The following is an 18,020-nucleotide window of genomic DNA, read 5'->3' as shown; positions in this document are numbered from 1 at the left end:
CTCGGGGAGGCTTCCCTATAGGCACGCGCCAAACGGGTCATTCGGGGCGCCGGAAAAATCCGGGCTTTAGCGGGAGACGGTGGTCCGATGTCTGACTTCGACCAGGGTGAGAGGGTCCTCAATGGCCTCTGTGGCAAACGATAAGGCAAAACTCGCGGCGGCCCGCGCCGCTGTGGGCGACGACTACGTTCCCGACGACTCCGAAGAATATATGAACGAGCGTCAGCAGGATTACTTCCGCATGCTGCTGCTCGACTGGAAGAAATCGATCCACGACGCCGCCGGACAGACCCTGCAGTCGCTGCAGGACGGCCCGATCCGCGAACCCGACCTTAACGACCGCGCGTCCTCGGAAACCGACTGGGGCATCGAATTGCGTACGCGCGATCGCCAGCGCAAGCTGATCGCCAAGATCGATTCCGCGCTGCGCCGGATCGACAAGGGCGAATACGGCTGGTGCGAAGTGACCGGCGATCCGATCGGGCTCAAGCGGCTGATCGCCCGTCCGGTCGCCACGATGACCGTCGAGGCCCAGGAAGCGCATGAGCGCCGCGAGAAGATTTCGCGCGACGATTGAGCATTCGCTAAGACATTATTTAGGTCTCGTCCCTAGGGTATGGCCGGTCCCGGATCCGCCGCGGACCGGGCCCGAGTACCGCATAGGGATACGATGAACGCCATGTCTTCGGTCGACACTCGCAATGTTGCGCGCGACAGCCTGTTCCTGTTCGCCCAGCTGACGTTCGCAGGTCAGGCCAAGACGTACCGCGTGAAGGTGCGCAATCTTTCCGCGGGCGGCATGATGGCCGAAACCAGCGAGGTTGCCGCATCGCGGGGCGACCGGCTCGAGATCGAGCTGCGCAATGTCGGCACCGTCAAGGGCAGCGTGGCCTGGGCGCAGGACAATCGCTTCGGCGTGGCCTTCGAGAAGGATATCGACCCCAAGGTCGTGCGGGCACCCGTGGGCAGCACGGCGGAGATTCCGCACTATGTGCGCTCGACTTCGGCCGCATCGACCTTTTCCGATGACGAGCGCCGTATTCGCAAACTCTGATTTGATCGGCTGACGCGGGGCGCGCCGGCTGCTAATCCGCGCATCATGCGATCGTGGCTTCTCGCCTTCCTGCCCGTGTTTCTCGCTGCCTGCAGCGTCGGTTCCGACGATGGGGTCGTCGATGTTGCCTTCATCGCCGCTCCCGAAGATCTTTCGGCCGAGGGCGTCCGGTTGGGGCCTGCCGGCCAGCATGTCCGCGCGGCGCTCTCCACCGGGCTGGTCCGGCTCGATTCGAACGGGGTGGTGGTACCTGGCGTTGCGGAGCGCTGGATCGTCACCGACGGCGGTGCGAGCTACATCTTCCGGATCAACGAATTCGACCTTCCCGACGGCAAGCGCCTGACCGCCCAGGCGGTACGCGAGGCGTTGCAGCGGCGGCTGCGGCAGCTCCGCGGTACCTCGCTCGGGCTCGACCTCGCCAAGGTCCGCGATGTGCGGGCGATGACGGGTCGGGTGATCGAAATCCGGCTGACCAGCCCCATGCCCGACTTTCTCCAACTGCTGGCGCAACCCGAGTTGGGCATCGATCTGGCCGGTGACGGGGCCAGGCTCATGAACCGAGCGGTTGGCGATGACGGACTCGTCCTGACGCCGCTCCCGCCCGAACAGCGCGGCCTGCCCGAGCAGCCCGGCTGGGACGACGTCGTCCGCATGGTCCGCCTCCACGCGGTCTCTGCCCCGGAGGCCACCGGCGGTTTTGCGCAGGGCCGCTTCGACCTGGTCCTCGGCGGCAGGCTGTCGAGCTTGCCGCTGGCCAGCACCGGACCGCTCTCGCGCGGCAATGTCCGACTCGACGCGGCGATCGGCCTGTTCGGCCTCGATGTACGCAAGCCCTCCGGCTTTCTCGGCGTAACCGAGAATCGCGAGGCGCTGGCCATGGCAATCGACCGCGAGGCCCTGATGCAGCCCTTCAACATCGGAGGCTGGCTGGCATCGACCCGGATCGTGCCGACCGCACTGGCGAGTGCTGCCAATCCCACCGAGGAGCGCTGGGGCTCGCTCTCGCTCGAGCAGCGCCGCAGCGCCGCACGCCAGCGGGTTGCGCAGTGGCGGGCGGGTTCGGGGCGCGAACCCAAGGTGCGGCTCTACCTTCCGCCCGGGCCGGGTTCCGACCTGTTGTTCGATGGCCTGGCCGAGAATTTTGCCGCGATCGGCGTGTCGGCGACGCGGGCGCTCATGCTCTCCGAAGCCGATCTCGCGCTGCGCGACAGGGTCGCACGTTACGCCTCGCCGCGCTGGTTTCTCAACCAGTTCAACTGTGCCGTCGACCAGGTCCAGTGTAGCGAAGATGCGGACTATCTCGTGTCGCTGGCGTTGGACTCGCGCGATGCCACGGAAGAATCCTCCTACCTACTCGAAGCGGAAAATTCGCTGCTCGCGACCAATCTCTATATTCCGCTCGGCGCACCGATCCGCTGGTCGCTGGTCCGCGCCGATATCGAGGCATTCAGCGAAAATCCGTGGAACATCCATCCCTTGTTCCCGCTGTCCGGGGCCCCCATCTAGGTTGCGATGGAGAACCCCGACCGCCCCCGCGTCCGCCCGTTGCCCATGGGAATCGAACTCCCGACCGGGACCGACCCGGTCTCGATCCGGAAGCGCATCGAGGCGATGGAATATGTGCTTGAACGCAGCCTGGTGGTGCCGGGCACGAAGTTTCCCATCGGTCTCGACACGATCATCGGTTTCGTCCCTGTGCTCGGCGACTTCATCGCAGCCGGGCTTGCCGCCTTCATCGTATGGGAAGCGAAGAACCTCGGCCTGCCGCGCTGGAAGCTGTGGCGCATGCTGGGCAATGTCGCGATCGACAGCGCCGTCGGTGCGGTTCCGATCGTCGGCGACGCCTTCGACATGGTCTATCGCTCGAACACCAAGAACCTGCGCATCGTGAAGGCGCATCTCGACAAGCATCACCCGCACACAATGGTGATCGAGGGGTAGTTTCATCCGTCACCAATGCGCGCTAGGGCAGCGCGCATGGCTTCCGACGTTACCTATTCGAGCTATCTCGACCTCGACCGCATTCTCGCGGCGCAGCACCCGGCTTCCGATGCGCATGACGAGATGCTGTTCATCATCGTTCACCAGGCCAGCGAGCTGTGGCTCAAGCTGTGCTTGCACGAGCTGTTCGAAGCGCGCGAGTGCATCCGGCAGGACCGGCTCCGCCCCAGCTTCAAGATGCTCGCCCGCGTGGCGCGCGCGCAGGGACAGCTGATCCAGAGCTGGGACGTGCTCAGCACGATGACCCCGCACGATTATTCGACCATCCGCCCGCATCTCGGCGGGTCGAGCGGCTTCCAGAGCGCGCAGTACCGGATGATGGAATTCCTCCTCGGCGGGCGCAAGCCCGACATGGTGACCATGCACGAGGCGACTCCCGAGGTGGCTGCCGAATTGCGCGAGGAACTGGCACGCAAGTCGATCTATGCCGAGGCGGTCGCCCTCCTCGCGCGGCGCGGCTTCGCGATTCCGGACGAGGTGCTCGAGCGCCCGGTCGGCGAACCCTGGGCGCATTCGCCCGAGGTCGAGGCGGCCTGGGCCGAGATCTACCGTGATCCCAGGGAATATTGGGACCTCTACGAACTGGCCGAGAAGCTGGTCGATCTCGAGTATCATTTCCAGCGCTGGCGCTTCGGTCATCTCAAGACGGTGGAGCGGATCATCGGCTTCAAGAAGGGCACCGGCGGAACGCCCGGTGTGCCCTACCTTGCGGGCGTGCTGAAGGCGGCCTTCTTCCCCGAACTGTTGAGCGTGAGGACCGCGCTGTGAGTTCGTGGCGCTCGCAGCGGCGCATCTGGGACATCTCCCAGACATTGCGCCCCGGCCTGCCGGTCTGGCCGGGCGATACCGCATTCGCTTTCGAGCGGACATGGAAAATGGAAGACGGCTCGCCGGTCAATGTCGGGCGGATGACCATGTCGACCCATTCGGGCACGCATGGCGATGCGCCGCTCCACTATTCCGAGACCGCGCCCGATATCGCGAGCGTCGAGCTCGATCCCTATATCGGCGAATGTCTGGTGGTCGATGCCACGGGGGTGAGCGGAGGCAGCATCTCGGTGGGCGACCTGCCGCATCTGGGCAGCGCCGACCGCGTGCTGTTCCGGACCTTCGAAACCTTCCCGCATGCCCAGTGGGACAGCGGTTTCACCGCCATCGATGCCGAGACGATCAAGTGGCTCGCGCTGCAGGGAGTGAAGCTGGTTGGCACCGATGCGCCCTCGGTCGATCCCCAGGAATCGAAGACGATGGACGCGCACAAGGCGGTACTCGAACACGACATGCGCATCCTCGAAGGGCTGGTGCTCGATGGCGTTCCGGAAGGGCGCTACGAACTGATCGCGTTGCCGCTCAAGATCGCCGGCGGCGATGCGGGGTTGTGCCGGGCGATCCTCAGGGAACTGCCCGATGCTTGAACGCGCGCGAATCCTCGACGCGGGTGATCCGCTGAAGGATTACCGCGAGCGGTTCAGCGTACCCGAGGGCGTCATTTACCTCGACGGAAACTCCCTGGGTTGCCTGCCCAAGGCGACGCCCGGGCGACTGGAGCAGGTGGTGCGCGAGGAATGGGGCGAGGGTCTTATTCGCAGCTGGAATGCCGCCGGATGGATCGAGCTTCCGACACGGATCGGCGCCAAGATCGCGCCGCTGATCGGAGCGCAGCCCGATGAAGTCATCGCCTGCGATTCCACCAGCGTGAACCTGTTCAAGCTGATCAGCGCTGCCCTGGCGATGCGTCCCGGGCGCAAGGTCGTGCTGAGCGAGCCGGGCAATTTCCCGACCGATCTCTACATGGTCGATGGGCTCGAAAAGCAGGGGCTAGCCACCAGGCGGCTGGCTCCGCGCGAGCGCATTGCCGAGGCGCTCGACGAGGATGTCGCACTGCTGATGCTGACGCATGTGCATTACAAGTCGGGCGCTATATTCGACATGGCGGCGCTGACGAAGGCCGCGCACGAGAAGGGCGCGCTGGTGCTGTGGGACCTGTCGCATTCGGGCGGCGCGCTGCCGGTCGACCTCGACGCCTGCGAGGCCGATTTCGCGGTGGGCTGCGGGTACAAGTATCTCAACGGCGGGCCGGGTGCGCCGGCCTATGCCTTCGTCGCCGAACGCCACCTCGCCGCCGCGCAACAACCGCTGACCGGGTGGATGGGGCATGCAGCGCCCTTTGCCTTCAGCGACGATTACGCCCCCGCTCCGGGTATCGAGCAGGTGCTCTGCGGCACCCCGCCGATCCTCGGCCTCGCAGCGCTCGAAGTGGGTGTCGACCTTGTCGCCGAAATCGGTGTCGAGCGGCTCTATGCGAAGTCGCAGGCGCTGTCCGAATTCTTCCGCCAGTGCCTGTCCGAACGCGGGGTCGACCTCGACCTTGTCAGTCCGACCGAGCCCGATCAATGCGGCAGCCAGCTCTCCTTTCGCCATCCGGACGCCTACGCGATCTGCCAAGCACTGATCGCGCGCGGAGTGATCGGCGATTTCCGCGATCCCGACATCCTGCGCTTCGGCTTCGCCCCCGCCTACCTGCGCTTCGAGGACATGGCCGAAGCCGCGCGGCATTTCGCGGAGGTGCTGGAAAGCGGCGAATGGCAGCGCGACGAATTCCGCGAACGGGCGGCGGTAACCTAAGCTGTCGGCTGTTGACCGGTCAGGTTGGCTTCTTGCCGATGCTGGCGCGATATTCCTCGATGGTCATCGCTTCGTCGTAACCCTCGTCGCCGGGGGATACGCAATCGCCGCTCACGATCACATTCCCGAACATCCCGCCCTGCGATTCCGCCGTGGGCGACGCGATGCGCGTGTCGGGTCCGTTTGACTCGCACAGATCGGCGAGCTTGTTACCTGCTTGATAGTAGCCCGTCGATACGCAGCCGCCCAAGACTGCTGCCAGCGGCAACAGGCTGGTGATAAGAAGTCTGTTCATGATTTCTGGCGTCCCTCGCGCCGAACATGGCGCCGACCGAAAGATAGAAGGCAAATGCAGATCGGTAAATAGGCGATAGTTGAGGGCCCGCTACTTCGAGCCCGTTTGGTTTGACCTATTCTTCGAGCTCGATGTCCCAATAGAGCCAGTCGCGCCAGGTTTCGTGGAGGTAGTTCGGCGGGAACATCTTGCCGTGCTGCTGCAGCTGCCAGTGCGTTGGGCGGATCGGCTCGGCGTAGAGGTGCATCCCGGCCTGCTTCGGCGTGCGGCCGCCCTTCTTCATATTGCAGGGCGCGCAGGCGGTGGCGATGTTCTCCCACGTGGTCTTGCCGCCCAGCCGGCGCGGGACGACGTGGTCGAAGGTGAGGTTGTGCATGTCGCCGCAGAACTGGCAGCTGAAGCGGTCGCGCAGGAAGACGTTGAAGCGCGTGAAGGCGGGAAATTCGCTCGGCTTCACATATTGCTTCAGCGCGATCACGCTGGGGATCTTCATGTCGAGGGACGGGGAGTGGACCTCGCGGTCGTAGGTCGCGATCACGTCGACCCGGTCGAGGAAGATGGCCTTGATCGCGGTCTGCCACGGCCAGAGGCTCAGGGGGTAATAGGAAAGCGGGGTGTAATCGGCATTGAGGACGAGGGAAGGACACGACTGCAAATTGCGCGTCGGGTCTTCCTCGGTACTTCGGAACCTCGCGGCCCGTTCCAGCAGTTCGGCCTTGAACACGGTGTGCGTCCCTCCCGATCTCTTGGGATGAGAAATGCACTTGCACGGGAAAGGGTCAAGACTGTTACAGACAGCCTATCCACAGGCCTTCCACCGGGTTGCACCGGGGCAACAGCGTAACCGGAGCTACACAGTCACGTGATCGTCACCCGCTTCGCCCCCAGCCCCAACGGGTCGCTGCATCTCGGCCATGCCTATTCGGCGGTGGTCGCACATGATCTCGCAAGGGAGACGGGGGGGCGGTTCCTGCTCCGGATCGAGGATATCGACGGGCCGCGCTCGCGCCCCGAACTGGCGGAGGAGTTCCGGCGAGACCTCGAATGGCTCGGGCTCGAATGGGAGGAAGTCCCTGCGCAGTCGATCCGGCTGGCGAGCTACGAGGCGGCGGCGCACGAGCTGCTTGAACGCGGCTATCTCTATCCCTGCACCTGTACCCGTGCCGAGATCGAAGCGCTCGAGCCTCGGCTCGGCTCGCAGGGGGTGGTCTATCCGGGTACCTGCAAGGGTCGCCTGCTCGATCCGGACAAGCCCGCCGCGTTGCGGCTCGACGTGGATCGCGCCATGGCCGATTGCGGAGAGCTATCCTGGGACGACGCGCTGGCCGGGCGCCAGCTTGCCGATCCGCGCGAAGCGGGCGACGTGGTGATCGTCCGCAAGGATGCACCCGCAAGCTATCACCTCGCCGCGACGCTCGACGATGCGGCGGACGGGGTCACGCTGGTCACGCGCGGGTACGACCTGTTTCCCGCGACATCGATCCACCGCCTGCTTCAGGCGCTACTCGGCCTGCCGGTGCCGCGCTGGCACCATCACGGCCTGCTGCTCGACGACAGCGGCCAGAAGCTCGCCAAGCGCCGCGGTTCACCGTCTTTGGCCGACCGGCGGCGGGGCGGCGAAAACGGCCTGTTGCTTGCCGAGCAACTTCGCTTGCGCAAGTTTCCTGCTGGCATTTCGCTCGCGAGCGCCTAGATCGGACAGCGTTATGACAGCCTTCCTTACTATCCTCCTCGTCATTCTCATGGTCCTCGTGGTCGCCTCGCTAATCCGCGGGATCGTGGCCTTCCTCAAGAGCACCAAGATAGACCTCGAGGGCGGCGAGCAGCAGGACGCGACCGAGATGCAGCTCCTGCAGAACAAGATGATGTTCAACCGCATCAAGTACCAGGCGCTGGCGATCGTCGTGGTCGCGGTGATCCTCGCCATCGCGAACTAGGCCCTTGGTCAAGCTCAACAAGATCTACACCCGTACCGGCGACGACGGGACCACTGGCCTCGTCGACGGATCGCGCCTGCCCAAGCATGCCGCGCGGATGGAGGCGATCGGCGCGGTGGACGAGGCGAATTCCGCCCTCGGCCTGGCGGCGGTCGCGCTGGCAGACGGCCAGTTCGCCGAGCCGCTGTATCGCATCCAGAACGATTTGTTCGATCTCGGCGCCGACCTGGCGACGCCGGTCGGCGAGGGTGACGATTTCTCTCCCTCGGACATGGTCCTGCGCACGGTGTCGGCGCAGGTCGCATGGCTCGAGGGTGCCATCGACGCGGCCAACGCCCTGCTCGAACCGCTGACCAGTTTCGTGCTGCCCGGCGGCAGCGAGGCGGCGGCTCGGCTCCATGTCGCCCGTGCCGCCGCGCGCCGCGCCGAGCGCGCGATGACCGCGATGGCGGCCGAGGTGCCCACCAACCCGCAGGCGCTGGCCTATATCAACCGCCTGTCCGACTACCTTTTCGTGCTCGCCCGCGTCGCCAATGACGAGGGGCGGGGGGATGTGACCTGGGTTCCGGGGGCCAATCGCTGACGCGCCGCTAGCCAGCGCCCCCTCCCTTCGCTAGACCGCGCGCTTTGCTGCATATGCGAAGGGAATTTCGATGAACACGACGGTCGCCATCATCGGCGCGGGCCAGATGGGCTCGGGGATCGCGCAGACCGTGGCCGCGCACGGCATGGACGTGCTGCTGGCCGATGTCAGTCTCGACGTAGCCCAGAAGGCGCATGCCGGAATCGACAAGGCGCTGGGCAAGCTCGTCGGCAAGGGCAAGATCGAGATCACCGATGCCGAAGCGACGCTGAAGCGGATCACGCCGATCGCCGACTATTCGCCGATGAAGGATGCCGGCCTGATCATCGAGGCGGCGACCGAAAAGGAAGCGATCAAGCAGGCGATCTTCGAGAAGGCGGGGGAATTCCTCGCGACCGATGCGATCATGGCTTCGAACACCAGCTCGATCCCGATCACCCGCATGGCCAATTACGCGCCCGATCCGGCGCGCTTCATCGGGCTGCATTTCTTCAATCCGGTGCCGGTGATGAAGTTGATCGAGGTGATCCCCGGCCTCGCCACCGCGCAGGCGACCACCGACCGCACCACCGCCTTTGCGGAAAGCCTGGGCAAGGAAGTGGTTCTCAGCCAGGACGAGCCGGGCTTCGTCGTCAATCGCATCCTCCTGCCGATGATCAACGAGGCGATCTTCGTGCTCGGCCAGTCGACCGCGGATATCGAGGATATCGACAAGGGCTGCCGGCTCGGTCTCAACCACCCGATGGGACCGCTCCAGCTGGCCGATTTCGTCGGACTCGATACCTGTCTCGACATCATCATGGTGCTCTACAAGACCACCCGCGACGCCAAGTACCGCCCCGCGCCGCTGCTGGTGAAATATGTCGAGGCCGGCTGGCTCGGCCGCAAGACCGGGCGCGGCTTCTACGATTATTCGGGCGAGGAACCGGTGGCTACGCGGTAGTTTGTCGCTTGCGGTCGGGACCTCCGTCCTGACCTTTCTGCCCCAGCCCACGCCCCCACCCGGCCACCCATAAGATACGGTGCCGTGGGTGGCCGGGTGGGGGAGTGAGCCGGTGCAGCCGAAGGGGAAGCGCGGAGGCGCTTCACGCACGCAACAAGCAAGGAACTCTCCCGGCGTACCCATCGTTTCTCCAGCAAAGGAGATACTGCATGAGCACCTCGGATACCCTCCCGCCCGAAACGCATAACGACGAGCAGGACGACGAGCGCAGCCAGGCGCAGACCGTGTCCGAGGATGCCCGGCACGAGACGCCGGACAGCCCGACCGACAGCGAAAAGGGCGACAACACGTCCGGCCTGATGGGCGATTCGACGCAGGATACGATCGATCACATGCGCGACATGGAAAGTTCGGGTCGCGTCGACATGTCCGCCTATCGCGGCGAGGACAATCACGACGACAACGAGGACAAGTACGGCAAGGACGCGAAGGTCGATCCCGATCTGCCATCCGACGGCAGCTGATCAGCGCACCAGGCTGCCGTCGTTGAGGATCCACAGGCCCGCGGTCAGGATCACCGCGCCGGCGGCCACCGCATAGGCAAGAAGGCGGAAGTTCGGGGTCGAGACGGCCTCGAAGCGATGCGCATCGAGCTTGGCCATGGTGTGACAAGCGCGGCGCTGTGCGGTGATCGCCAGCCAGCCCCCGGCGAGAATGAACACCGTAGCGATGGCCTTCGCGAGCCAGGGCGGGTCGAAGGCGCCGAACACCGCCTTGAAGCCGAGCCCGATACCGATCGCGGCGAAGGCGGTGCGCATCCATCCGGCGAAGGTGCGCTCCATCGCCATGATGTTGCGATCCTCGGCAAGATCGGTGCGCAGTTCGGCCCAATGGGTCGACTTGTCGACATCGCTGTCGCTGGGAGGATCGTCCTGCGCCATGGCTCCATCCATGCGCGAAGCCGGTATCCGGTTCAACCCCGACGAAAGGCGTCCTAGCGTTCGTCCGCCTTTGCCTGCGCCTTGAGCGCGTAGAGCATGTCGAGCGCCTCGCGCGGCGAGAGCGCGTCGATGTCGAGCGCATCCAGCGCGCTGCGCAGCTGGTCGGGCTCTTCCTCCTGCGCCTGCGCGGAGACCGCGAAGAGCGGCAATTCGCCCAGACCCGCGCCGAGCCCGCCGGTCGCCTCGCGACCCTTTTCGAGCTTGTCGAGCACCGCCTTGGCGCGGCGGATGACCGGGGCGGGGACGCCCGCCAGCTTGGCCACCGAAAGGCCGTAGCTGCGGTCGGCCGCGCCCTTGGCCAGCTCGTGCAGCAGCACCAGATCGCCCTTCCATTCGCGCGCGCGGACATGGTGGAGGCTCAGCGCATCGCATGTTTCGGCGAGGCGGCTGAGTTCGTGATAGTGCGTCGCGAAGAGGCAGCGGCACTTGAGCTGCTCGTGCACCGTCTCGACCACCGCCCAGGCGAGCGCCATGCCGTCGTAGGTCGAGGTTCCGCGTCCGACCTCGTCGAGGATGACGAAGCTGCGTGTCGTCGCCTGGCTCAGGATCGCAGCGGTCTCGACCATCTCGACCATGAAGGTGGAACGCCCGCGGGCCAGATTGTCCGAAGCGCCCACCCGGCTGAACAGCCGATCGGCGAGGCCCACGCGGGCCGAGGTGGCGGGAACGAAGCTGCCCGCCTGCGCGAGCAGGAGGATGAGCGCGTTCTGCCGCAGGAAGGTCGACTTGCCGCCCATGTTAGGGCCGCCGATCAGCCACAGCCGGTCGTCGCTACCGAGCGAGCAGTCGTTGGCGACGAAGCGCTCGCCGCCCTTGGCCAGCGCCTGCTCGACCACAGGGTGCCGTCCGCCGCTGACTTCGAGACAGGGCTCGTCGAGCATCTCGGGTCGTGCCCAGTCGCCCTCGACCGCGCGTTCGGCGAGGGCCGCGCAGACGTCGATCCGGGCAAGCGCGGCGGCAGTCGCGGCGATCGCCTCGCGCGCGGCAACCACCTCGCCGACCAGCTCCTCGAAATGCGACTCTTCCGCCGCCAGCGCATGCGCGCCCGCCTCGGCGATCCGCGTCGCTTCCTCGTGCAGGCCGAGCGAGTTGAACCGCACCGCGCCGGCCATGGTCTGACGGTGGGTGAAGCCGCTGTCGGCGGCCATCAGCTTGTCGCCGTGCTTGGCCGGCACCTCGATGAAATAGCCGAGAACCTTGTTGTGCTTGATCTTGAGCGAGGGCGTTTCGGTCTGCTCGCGATACTTGCTCTCGAGCGCGGCGATCGCCTTGCGTGCATTGCCGCTCGTCTCGCGCAGTGCGTCGAGCGCATGGTCGTATCCCGCCGCGATGAAGCCGCCCTGGCTGCGTTCGGTCGGGGGCGAGGGCACCAGTGCGCGGGCGAGGTGGTCGACCAGCGCGGCATGGCCGCCGAGCGCATCGCCCACGCGGCGGAGCAGCGCGGGGAGGTCGGCGCTGCCGGCGAGCATCTCGCGCACGCGTCGCCCCTCGGCGAGACCATCGCGGATCTGGCCGAGATCGCGCGGAGACCCGCGCCCGGCGACGAGCCTTCCGAGCGCGCGGCCGATGTCGGGCGCCTGCCGCAGAACGCCGCGCAGGTCGGCACGCAACAGGGGATCGGAATGGAAATGCTGGACCCCGGCGAGCCGCTCCTCGATCGCGGAACGGTCGGCGAGCGGCGCCGAGAGGTCCTCGGCCAGCTGTCTCGCACCCGCGCCGGTGGCACAGCGGTCGACGCAGGCGATCAGACTGCCCGCGCGCCCGCCGCCCTGCGCCTCGAGGATTTCGAGACTGGCGCGAGTCGCCGCGTCCATCGCCAGATGCGCGCCGCTGCCGCGCGCGACCGGTGGGAGGAGGAAGGGCAGGCTGCCGCGCCCGGCGTGGTCGAGATAGGCGATCAATCCGCCCGCCGCGGCCAGCATCGGCCGGGTGAAGCTCCCGAGTCCATCGAGCGTGGCGACGCCGTGGATCGCCTTCAGCCGCGCTTCGCCCTCCTCGCTGCGAAAGTCGGCGCGCGGGCGGGCGATCACTTCACCAAGCGACTGATCCCAGTCCTCGGGCGCCACGACTTCGCTCGCGCCGAGACGCGCGAGCGCTGCGTCGAGCGCTTGCGGAGCGCATTCCTCGAGCTCCATCCGCCCGGTCGAAATGTCGCAGGCAGCCAGCCCGACGCCGTCGCGCAGCGGTGCCACGGCCACCAGCAGGTTCGCCCGTCGCGGTTCGAGCAGCGCCTCTTCGGTCAGCGTGCCCGCGGTGACGAAGCGCACGATGTCGCGCGCCACCAGCGCCTTGGACGAGGGCGTGCCCTCGCGCTTGGCGCGGGCCTTGGCTTCGTCGGGCGTTTCGGTCTGCTCGGCGATCGCAACGCGGCAACCGCCCTTGATGAGGCGTGCGAGGTAGCCTTCCGCCGCATGGACGGGGACGCCGCACATCGGCACTGGTTCGCCGCCATGTTCGCCGCGCGTGGTCAGTGCGATGTCGAGAATGCCCGCGGCGGTCTTCGCGTCGTCGAAGAACAGTTCGAAGAAGTCGCCCATGCGGTAGAACAGCAGCGCGTCGCCGGCCTCGCGCTTGAGGGCGAGATATTGCTGCATCATCGGGGTGGGCTGGCCTGACATGCCCCCGGGCCTAGCGAGCGCGGCGGCGATTCGGGAGTCGCGCGGGGTGCCCTTTCCCCTATGACTTCGCGGCGCGAGCGGTTAGGGGCGGGGGCCAGCGAGACGAGGACCCCTATGGCTGACGAAAAAACCGCATTCAACACCCGCGAAGCGCTGTTCTACCACGAGACGATCCGCCCCGGTAAGATCGAGATCATCGCCTCCAAGCCGATGGCGACGCAGCGCGACCTCAGCCTCGCCTACTCGCCGGGCGTTGCGGCCCCTGTGGAAGCGATCGCGGCCAACCCCAAGGATGCGGCGCGCTACACCGCCCGCTCGAACCTCGTCGCGGTGATCTCCAACGGCACCGCCATCCTCGGCCTCGGCAATCTCGGTGCACTCGCCTCGAAGCCGGTGATGGAAGGCAAGGCGGTGCTGTTCAAACGCTTCGCCGATGTCGACTCGATCGATCTCGAACTCGATACCGAGGATCCGGACAAGTTCATCGAGGCGGTCGCGCTGATGGAGCCGAGCTTCGGCGGCATCAACCTCGAAGACATCGCCGCGCCCGAATGCTTCATCATCGAGCAGGCGCTGCGCGAGCGGATGAACATCCCGGTCATGCATGACGACCAGCACGGCACGGCGATCATTTCGGCGGCGGGGCTGATCAATGCCTGCCACCTGACCGGGCGCGACCTCAAGGACGTGAAGATGGTGGTCAACGGGGCGGGGGCCTCGGCGCTCGCCTGTACCGCACTGATCAAGTCGGTCGGCGTGCGGCACGAGAACGTGATCGTCTGCGACCGCGCCGGCCCGATCTATCCGGGCCGCGACAATGTCGACCAGTGGAAGAGCGCGCATGCCGTCGAAACCGAGGCGCGCAGCCTCGAAGAGGCCCTAGTCGGCGCCGATGTCTTCCTCGGACTCTCCGCCGCCGGCGCGCTGAAGCCCGAATGGGTCGCCAAGATGGCCGACAAGCCGATCATCTTCGCCATGGCCAACCCGGTGCCCGAGATCATGCCCGAGGAGGCCAAGGCGGTGCGCCCCGACGCGATCATCGCCACCGGACGCAGCGACTATCCCAACCAGGTCAACAACGTGCTCGGCTTCCCCTTCATCTTCCGCGGCGCGCTCGACGTTCAGGCGACCGCGATCAACGAGGAGATGAAGGTCGCTGCCGCGCGCGCCATCGCCGAACTCGCGCGCGAGCGCGTGCCCGATGAGGTCGCCGCCGCCTATGGCGTCAGCCACCAGTTCGGCGAGGAATACATCATCCCTGCGCCCTTCGATCCGCGTCTCATGGAGGTGGTCTCGAGCGCGGTCGCCAAGGCGGCGATGGACAGCGGTGTGGCGCAGGCGCCGATCGAGGACTTCGATGCCTATCGCCTCGCGCTGAAGGCACGCCTCAACCCGACCACCGCCGCGCTCACCAATATCTACGAGCAGGCCAAGGCCAACCCCAAGCGGATGGTCTTCGCCGAGGCAGAGGAGGACGTCGCGCTGCGCGCCGCGATCCAGTTCCGCGACTTCGGCTATGGCGAGCCGATCCTCGTCGGGCGGACCGAGAAGGTGCTCGAAAAGCTCGCCGAACTCGGCGTCGACGATCCCGACGACTGGATCATCGAAAACTCGGCCGTGTCGGACAAGGTGCCGGCGATGGTCGACTATCTCTACAAGCGCCTCCAGCGGCGCGGCTATACCGAGCGCGACGTCGGCCGGATGGTCAACCAGGAGCGCAACGTCTTCGCCGCGCTGCTGGTTGCGCTGGGTCACGGCGATGCGATGATTTCGGGGCTGACCCGCACCTTTGCGCAGACCGCGCGCGAGGTCGGCCGCGTGCTCGACCCCAAGCCGGGCGCGGTACCCTTCGGGATACACATGATGATCGGCAAGAACACCACCGTGTTCCTCGCCGACACCACGATCAACGAGCGCCCGACGGCCGAACAGCTGGCGCATATTGCCAGGGAAACCGCCGCGGTCGCGCGCCGCATGGGGCACGAACCGCGCGTCGCCTTCCTCTCCTATTCGACCTTCGGCAATCCCTCGGGTCAGTGGCTCGACAACATCCGCGATGCGGTGGCGATCCTCGACGCCGAAGAACCCGGGTTCGAGTACGAAGGCGAAATGGCGCCCGATGCCGCGCTCAACCCCAAGGTGATGCAGCTCTATCCCTTCAGCCGCCTCTCGGGCCCTGCGAACGTGCTCGTCATGCCCGGGCTGCAGTCGGCCAATCTCTCGGCCAAGCTGCTGCGCGAGCTGGCCGGTGAGACCACCGTCGGCCCGATGATGATCGGGATGGAGAAGCCGGTCCAGATCGCCCCGATGACTGCGATCGCGCCCGACGTGCTCACGCTGGCGGTGCTGGCAAGCGCTGGAGTGGTGGGCTAAAGCGATGATCGCCTGCCAGCGCGACCGCTTCGCCATCCCCGACGAGGTGCACTACCTCAACTGCGCCTATATGGCGCCGCTCGCGCACAAGGTGAGCGAAGCAATGGTCGAAGGCGCACGGCTGAAGGAGCAGCCGTGGGATTTTCGCCCAGGTGACTTCTTCTCGGTGGCCGAGCGTTTCCGGACCACTGCCGGTCGGCTGGCGCAGGTCGATGCCGAGTGCGTCGCGATCGTGCCATCGGTCAGCTATGCTCTGGCCACCGCCGCCGCCAATCTCTCCTTTGCCGAGGGGCAGCAGATCGTCACGCTGGCCGACCAGTTCCCCTCCAACGTCTATCCCTGGCGCGAGCTTGCCGCTCGCCGCGGAGGCGAGGTGGTGGCGGTGCGGCGTCCGTCGCAGGATTGCTGGACCGATGCGGTGCTCGAAGCAATCGGTACGGACACGGCGATCGTCGCGCTGCCGCACAATCACTGGGCCGACGGGCGGGTGGCGGACCTCGTCGCGGTCGGGGAGAAGTGCCGGTCGGTCGGCGCCGCGCTGGTGCTCGACCTGACGCAGTCGCTTGGGGCGATGCCGCTCGATTTCGCCGCGGTGCAGCCTGATTTCGCCGTAGCCGCCTGCTACAAATGGCTCATGGGCCCCTACGGCATAGGCATGCTCTACGTCGCCCCGCAGCACCATTCGGGCCGCCCGATCGAGTACAATTGGATCAATCGCGCCGGGTCGGAGGATTTCGCGCGGCTGGTCGACTATCGTGCCGATTACCAGCCCGGCGCGCGGCGCTTCGACATGGGCGAGAAATCCAACCCGCCCCTGCTGATCGGGGCGACCGCAGCGCTCGAATTCCTGCTCGAATTCGGGGTCGACGCGATTGCCGAGACGCTTGGCGCGGCGACGCAGCGAATCGCGGACGAAGCCAGCGAACTTGGCCTCCAATCGGCGTCGATTGGGACACGCGCACCGCATTTCCTCGCGCTCGAATTCCCCGATGGCGTGCCCGAGGGACTTACCGATCGCCTTGCCCAAGCACAGGTGTATGTGTCGCTGCGCGGCCAGTCGCTGAGGGTGACCCCGCATCTCTACAATAGCGAGGCTGATAGCGAGGCGCTCATCGCGACCCTGCGGGACTGTCTCGCCTAGTCCTCTTCGTCGACATAGGCCGACAGGTCGACATGGTAGTGCTTCGAGTTTTTCGGATCGACCCGCACGGGGACGTCCTTGCCCGATAGCTGCTCGCTCAAGTCGACCCAGACCGGATCGCTGGTGAAGCTCGTCTGCTTGCCGGTGAGGGGATGGCTCGCTTGTGCAGCGACGCGCCACGGGCTGCGTCCGTTCACCGTGGTGCTCGTATCGCGGTAACATTCGACGAACTTCGCGTCGATCGGCACGCCGACCCGCTTCAGCCGCGAGACGATCAGGCGACGGCGAAAATAGAAGTAGCAGGTGACCCAGCCCACGGTCGCGAAGATGCCTCCGAAGACAAGCAGGAAGACCGGCAGCATCCAGCGCCCGGAGAAGTCGTCGATCAGCGCTTTTTCGGGCGTGTCGGGAAGGTAGATGATCTGAACCTTCTCGCCGCGCGAATAGCTTGGCGGGTTGCTGCCGGAACTGGCGTTGTAGGTATGAGGTCGCCGATCGCGATCGCGGAACTCGACCACGGGAGAATATGTCCCGCCGCCTTCGCTGTCCGAGCTGAATTCGAGATCCACCACGATCCCCTCGGTGCGGATCCCGCCATCGATGATCGCCTGGTTCGAACGCCAGGACCAGACCCCGCCGGCCATGATTGCCGATCCGACCAGTCCGAACGCCAGACCCATCCACATGACGAATTTGGGCATGCGATGCTACTCCCTCCGCCGCCACCCTAGCGCGGTGGGAAGCGCAATGACCAGAGTGGCTTGCCGATGGTTAAAAGGGCAGGTCCTTGCCCGCATAGTCGGCGTAGCGGAAGCCCGCACCGCTCGCTCCTTCGAGGACATCGGCAAGACCCTTGACGCTTTCGGAGACGCTCAAGGGGGCCTGCGGGCCGCCCATGTCGGTCTGCACCCAGCCCGGATGGAGCGCGAGCGTGGCGATCCCGCGCGGACCGGCATCCTGTTCGGCCACGCCCTTGGCGAGCATGTTGAGCGCTGCCTTGCTGCTGCGATAGAGTTCGTAACCGCCCGAGCTGTCGGCGATCGATCCCATCAGCGAGGTCATGAAGCCGAGCGTGCCGCCATCCTTGACCGCGGGCAGCAGCGTCTTCGCCGCGCGCACCGGGCCGAAGGCATTGGTCATCATCACCTCGGCGACCTCTTCGGCACTGGCCTGCTCGCTCGACTGGTGGCGTGCGCCGGTAATGCCCGCATTGACGAAGAGGACGTCGAGTTCGCCTGCGCCGAAGCCGAGATCGGCATAGCTCGCCGGATCGGTCACGTCGCAGGTGACGATCCGCAGCGCGTCGCAGGCGAGTGCATGCAATTCCCCGCTGTGCCCGCGCTCGCTGGCGACGACCCGCCAGCCTCGGCCGAGAAACTCGCGCACCAGCCCGAGCCCGAGTCCTCGCGATGCGCCGAGAATGAAGATTGTCCTGTCGCTCATGGTCCG

20 protein-coding genes are annotated in these 18,020 nt (G+C 66.2%); 14 read left to right on the top strand and 6 right to left on the bottom strand.

Annotated features, from left to right (window positions below; all coding sequences use genetic code 11):
* Positions 1-121 precede the first annotated feature (121 nt).
* The 7 genes from dksA (at position 122) to kynU (ending at position 5,680) form a co-directional block, all read left to right on the top strand.
* Complete coding sequence (dksA, locus tag K3181_RS06435; RefSeq protein ID WP_221601936.1) at positions 122-577, top strand: RNA polymerase-binding protein DksA; 456 nt, start codon at positions 122-124, stop codon at positions 575-577.
* Positions 578-670: 93 nt separating this feature from the next.
* The gene (locus K3181_RS06430) at positions 671-1,054 is read left to right on the top strand and encodes a PilZ domain-containing protein (RefSeq protein ID WP_247714880.1); all 384 of its coding nucleotides are present in this window, start codon (positions 671-673) and stop codon (positions 1,052-1,054) included.
* Positions 1,055-1,099: 45 nt separating this feature from the next.
* Positions 1,100-2,560 carry an ABC transporter substrate-binding protein gene (locus tag K3181_RS06425; protein WP_221601927.1) on the top strand — a complete coding sequence of 487 codons (1,461 nt, stop codon included), beginning with the start codon at positions 1,100-1,102 and terminating at the stop codon, positions 2,558-2,560.
* A gap of 45 nt (positions 2,561-2,605) precedes the next feature.
* Entirely contained in the window at positions 2,606-2,995 is a 390-nt protein-coding gene (locus K3181_RS06420; protein WP_247714879.1) for a DUF4112 domain-containing protein, read from the top strand.
* 36 nt (positions 2,996-3,031) lie between these two features.
* Complete coding sequence (locus K3181_RS06415; protein ID WP_221601922.1) at positions 3,032-3,823, top strand: tryptophan 2,3-dioxygenase; 792 nt, start codon at positions 3,032-3,034, stop codon at positions 3,821-3,823.
* Positions 3,820-4,470 carry an arylformamidase gene (kynB, locus tag K3181_RS06410; RefSeq protein WP_221601920.1) on the top strand — a complete coding sequence of 217 codons (651 nt, stop codon included), beginning with the start codon at positions 3,820-3,822 and terminating at the stop codon, positions 4,468-4,470. Before K3181_RS06415 ends, kynB begins: the two co-directional genes overlap by 4 nt.
* Positions 4,463-5,680: a kynureninase gene (kynU, locus tag K3181_RS06405; protein WP_221601911.1), complete on the top strand. Its 1,218-nt coding sequence runs from the start codon at positions 4,463-4,465 to the stop codon at positions 5,678-5,680. The genes kynB and kynU overlap by 8 nt, the downstream gene beginning before the upstream one ends.
* 19 nt (positions 5,681-5,699) lie before the next feature.
* On the opposite strand, the gene K3181_RS06400 is transcribed toward kynU, so the two are convergent.
* Positions 5,700-5,975: a hypothetical protein gene (locus K3181_RS06400; RefSeq protein WP_221601909.1), complete on the bottom strand. Its 276-nt coding sequence runs from the start codon at positions 5,973-5,975 to the stop codon at positions 5,700-5,702.
* A gap of 115 nt (positions 5,976-6,090) precedes the next feature.
* The gene (locus tag K3181_RS06395) at positions 6,091-6,699 is read right to left on the bottom strand and encodes an HNH endonuclease (RefSeq protein WP_221601907.1); all 609 of its coding nucleotides are present in this window, start codon (positions 6,697-6,699) and stop codon (positions 6,091-6,093) included.
* A gap of 138 nt (positions 6,700-6,837) precedes the next feature.
* Between K3181_RS06395 and gluQRS the strand changes: the two genes are divergently transcribed.
* The 5 genes from gluQRS (at position 6,838) to K3181_RS06370 (ending at position 9,962) form a co-directional block, all read left to right on the top strand.
* Entirely contained in the window at positions 6,838-7,668 is an 831-nt protein-coding gene (gene gluQRS, locus K3181_RS06390; protein WP_221601905.1) for a tRNA glutamyl-Q(34) synthetase GluQRS, read from the top strand.
* Between the two features lie 13 nt (positions 7,669-7,681).
* Positions 7,682-7,912 carry an HIG1 domain-containing protein gene (locus K3181_RS06385; protein WP_221601889.1) on the top strand — a complete coding sequence of 77 codons (231 nt, stop codon included), beginning with the start codon at positions 7,682-7,684 and terminating at the stop codon, positions 7,910-7,912.
* A 4-nt stretch (positions 7,913-7,916) separates the two neighbouring features.
* Positions 7,917-8,495: a cob(I)yrinic acid a,c-diamide adenosyltransferase gene (locus K3181_RS06380; protein ID WP_221601888.1), complete on the top strand. Its 579-nt coding sequence runs from the start codon at positions 7,917-7,919 to the stop codon at positions 8,493-8,495.
* Between the two features lie 70 nt (positions 8,496-8,565).
* Positions 8,566-9,438: a 3-hydroxyacyl-CoA dehydrogenase family protein gene (locus tag K3181_RS06375; protein ID WP_221601885.1), complete on the top strand. Its 873-nt coding sequence runs from the start codon at positions 8,566-8,568 to the stop codon at positions 9,436-9,438.
* Positions 9,439-9,647: 209 nt separating this feature from the next.
* Positions 9,648-9,962: a hypothetical protein gene (locus K3181_RS06370; RefSeq protein ID WP_221601884.1), complete on the top strand. Its 315-nt coding sequence runs from the start codon at positions 9,648-9,650 to the stop codon at positions 9,960-9,962.
* Here the strand turns inward: K3181_RS06370 and K3181_RS06365 are convergent, their stop codons facing one another.
* A complete protein-coding gene (locus K3181_RS06365; RefSeq protein ID WP_247714878.1) occupies positions 9,963-10,391 on the bottom strand; it encodes a YidH family protein in 429 nt (142 codons plus the stop codon).
* A gap of 41 nt (positions 10,392-10,432) precedes the next feature.
* Positions 10,433-13,057 carry a DNA mismatch repair protein MutS gene (gene mutS, locus K3181_RS06360; RefSeq protein WP_221601882.1) on the bottom strand — a complete coding sequence of 875 codons (2,625 nt, stop codon included), beginning with the start codon at positions 13,055-13,057 and terminating at the stop codon, positions 10,433-10,435.
* Between the two features lie 114 nt (positions 13,058-13,171).
* On the opposite strand from mutS, the gene K3181_RS06355 reads away from it, so the two are divergent.
* Complete coding sequence (locus K3181_RS06355) at positions 13,172-15,430, top strand: NADP-dependent malic enzyme (protein WP_221601880.1); 2,259 nt, start codon at positions 13,172-13,174, stop codon at positions 15,428-15,430.
* A 4-nt stretch (positions 15,431-15,434) separates the two neighbouring features.
* Positions 15,435-16,571: an aminotransferase class V-fold PLP-dependent enzyme gene (locus K3181_RS06350; protein ID WP_221601878.1), complete on the top strand. Its 1,137-nt coding sequence runs from the start codon at positions 15,435-15,437 to the stop codon at positions 16,569-16,571.
* Here the strand turns inward: K3181_RS06350 and K3181_RS06345 are convergent.
* Positions 16,568-17,272, bottom strand: a complete 705-nt coding sequence (locus K3181_RS06345) for a DUF3592 domain-containing protein (protein ID WP_221601876.1) — start codon at positions 17,270-17,272, stop codon at positions 16,568-16,570. The two genes, K3181_RS06350 and K3181_RS06345, sit on opposite strands and share 4 nt — an antisense overlap.
* Before the next feature lie 70 nt (positions 17,273-17,342).
* Positions 17,343-18,014: an SDR family NAD(P)-dependent oxidoreductase gene (locus tag K3181_RS06340; protein WP_221601866.1), complete on the bottom strand. Its 672-nt coding sequence runs from the start codon at positions 18,012-18,014 to the stop codon at positions 17,343-17,345.
* Between the last annotated feature and the right edge of the window lie 6 nt (positions 18,015-18,020).

The organism is Qipengyuania mesophila (assembly GCF_019711655.1).
Taxonomy (GTDB): Bacteria; Pseudomonadota; Alphaproteobacteria; order Sphingomonadales; family Sphingomonadaceae; genus Qipengyuania; species Qipengyuania mesophila.
This window is presented reverse-complemented; position numbering and strand designations above follow the sequence as displayed.

Coding starts and splice junctions, on each gene's coding strand:
- K3181_RS06385 (WP_221601889.1), top strand. CDS start 7,682: ATGACAGCCTTCCTTACTATCCTCCTCGTCATTCTCATGGTCCTCGTG.
- K3181_RS06345 (WP_221601876.1), bottom strand. CDS start 17,272: ATGCCCAAATTCGTCATGTGGATGGGTCTGGCGTTCGGACTGGTCGGA.
- K3181_RS06355 (WP_221601880.1), top strand. CDS start 13,172: ATGGCTGACGAAAAAACCGCATTCAACACCCGCGAAGCGCTGTTCTAC.
- K3181_RS06420 (WP_247714879.1), top strand. CDS start 2,606: ATGGGAATCGAACTCCCGACCGGGACCGACCCGGTCTCGATCCGGAAG.
- K3181_RS06365 (WP_247714878.1), bottom strand. CDS start 10,391: ATGGATGGAGCCATGGCGCAGGACGATCCTCCCAGCGACAGCGATGTC.
- kynU (WP_221601911.1), top strand. CDS start 4,463: ATGCTTGAACGCGCGCGAATCCTCGACGCGGGTGATCCGCTGAAGGAT.
- K3181_RS06425 (WP_221601927.1), top strand. CDS start 1,100: ATGCGATCGTGGCTTCTCGCCTTCCTGCCCGTGTTTCTCGCTGCCTGC.
- K3181_RS06350 (WP_221601878.1), top strand. CDS start 15,435: ATGATCGCCTGCCAGCGCGACCGCTTCGCCATCCCCGACGAGGTGCAC.
- K3181_RS06340 (WP_221601866.1), bottom strand. CDS start 18,014: ATGAGCGACAGGACAATCTTCATTCTCGGCGCATCGCGAGGACTCGGG.
- K3181_RS06415 (WP_221601922.1), top strand. CDS start 3,032: ATGGCTTCCGACGTTACCTATTCGAGCTATCTCGACCTCGACCGCATT.
- K3181_RS06400 (WP_221601909.1), bottom strand. CDS start 5,975: ATGAACAGACTTCTTATCACCAGCCTGTTGCCGCTGGCAGCAGTCTTG.
- dksA (WP_221601936.1), top strand. CDS start 122: ATGGCCTCTGTGGCAAACGATAAGGCAAAACTCGCGGCGGCCCGCGCC.
- K3181_RS06370 (WP_221601884.1), top strand. CDS start 9,648: ATGAGCACCTCGGATACCCTCCCGCCCGAAACGCATAACGACGAGCAG.
- K3181_RS06375 (WP_221601885.1), top strand. CDS start 8,566: ATGAACACGACGGTCGCCATCATCGGCGCGGGCCAGATGGGCTCGGGG.
- K3181_RS06430 (WP_247714880.1), top strand. CDS start 671: ATGAACGCCATGTCTTCGGTCGACACTCGCAATGTTGCGCGCGACAGC.
- mutS (WP_221601882.1), bottom strand. CDS start 13,057: ATGTCAGGCCAGCCCACCCCGATGATGCAGCAATATCTCGCCCTCAAG.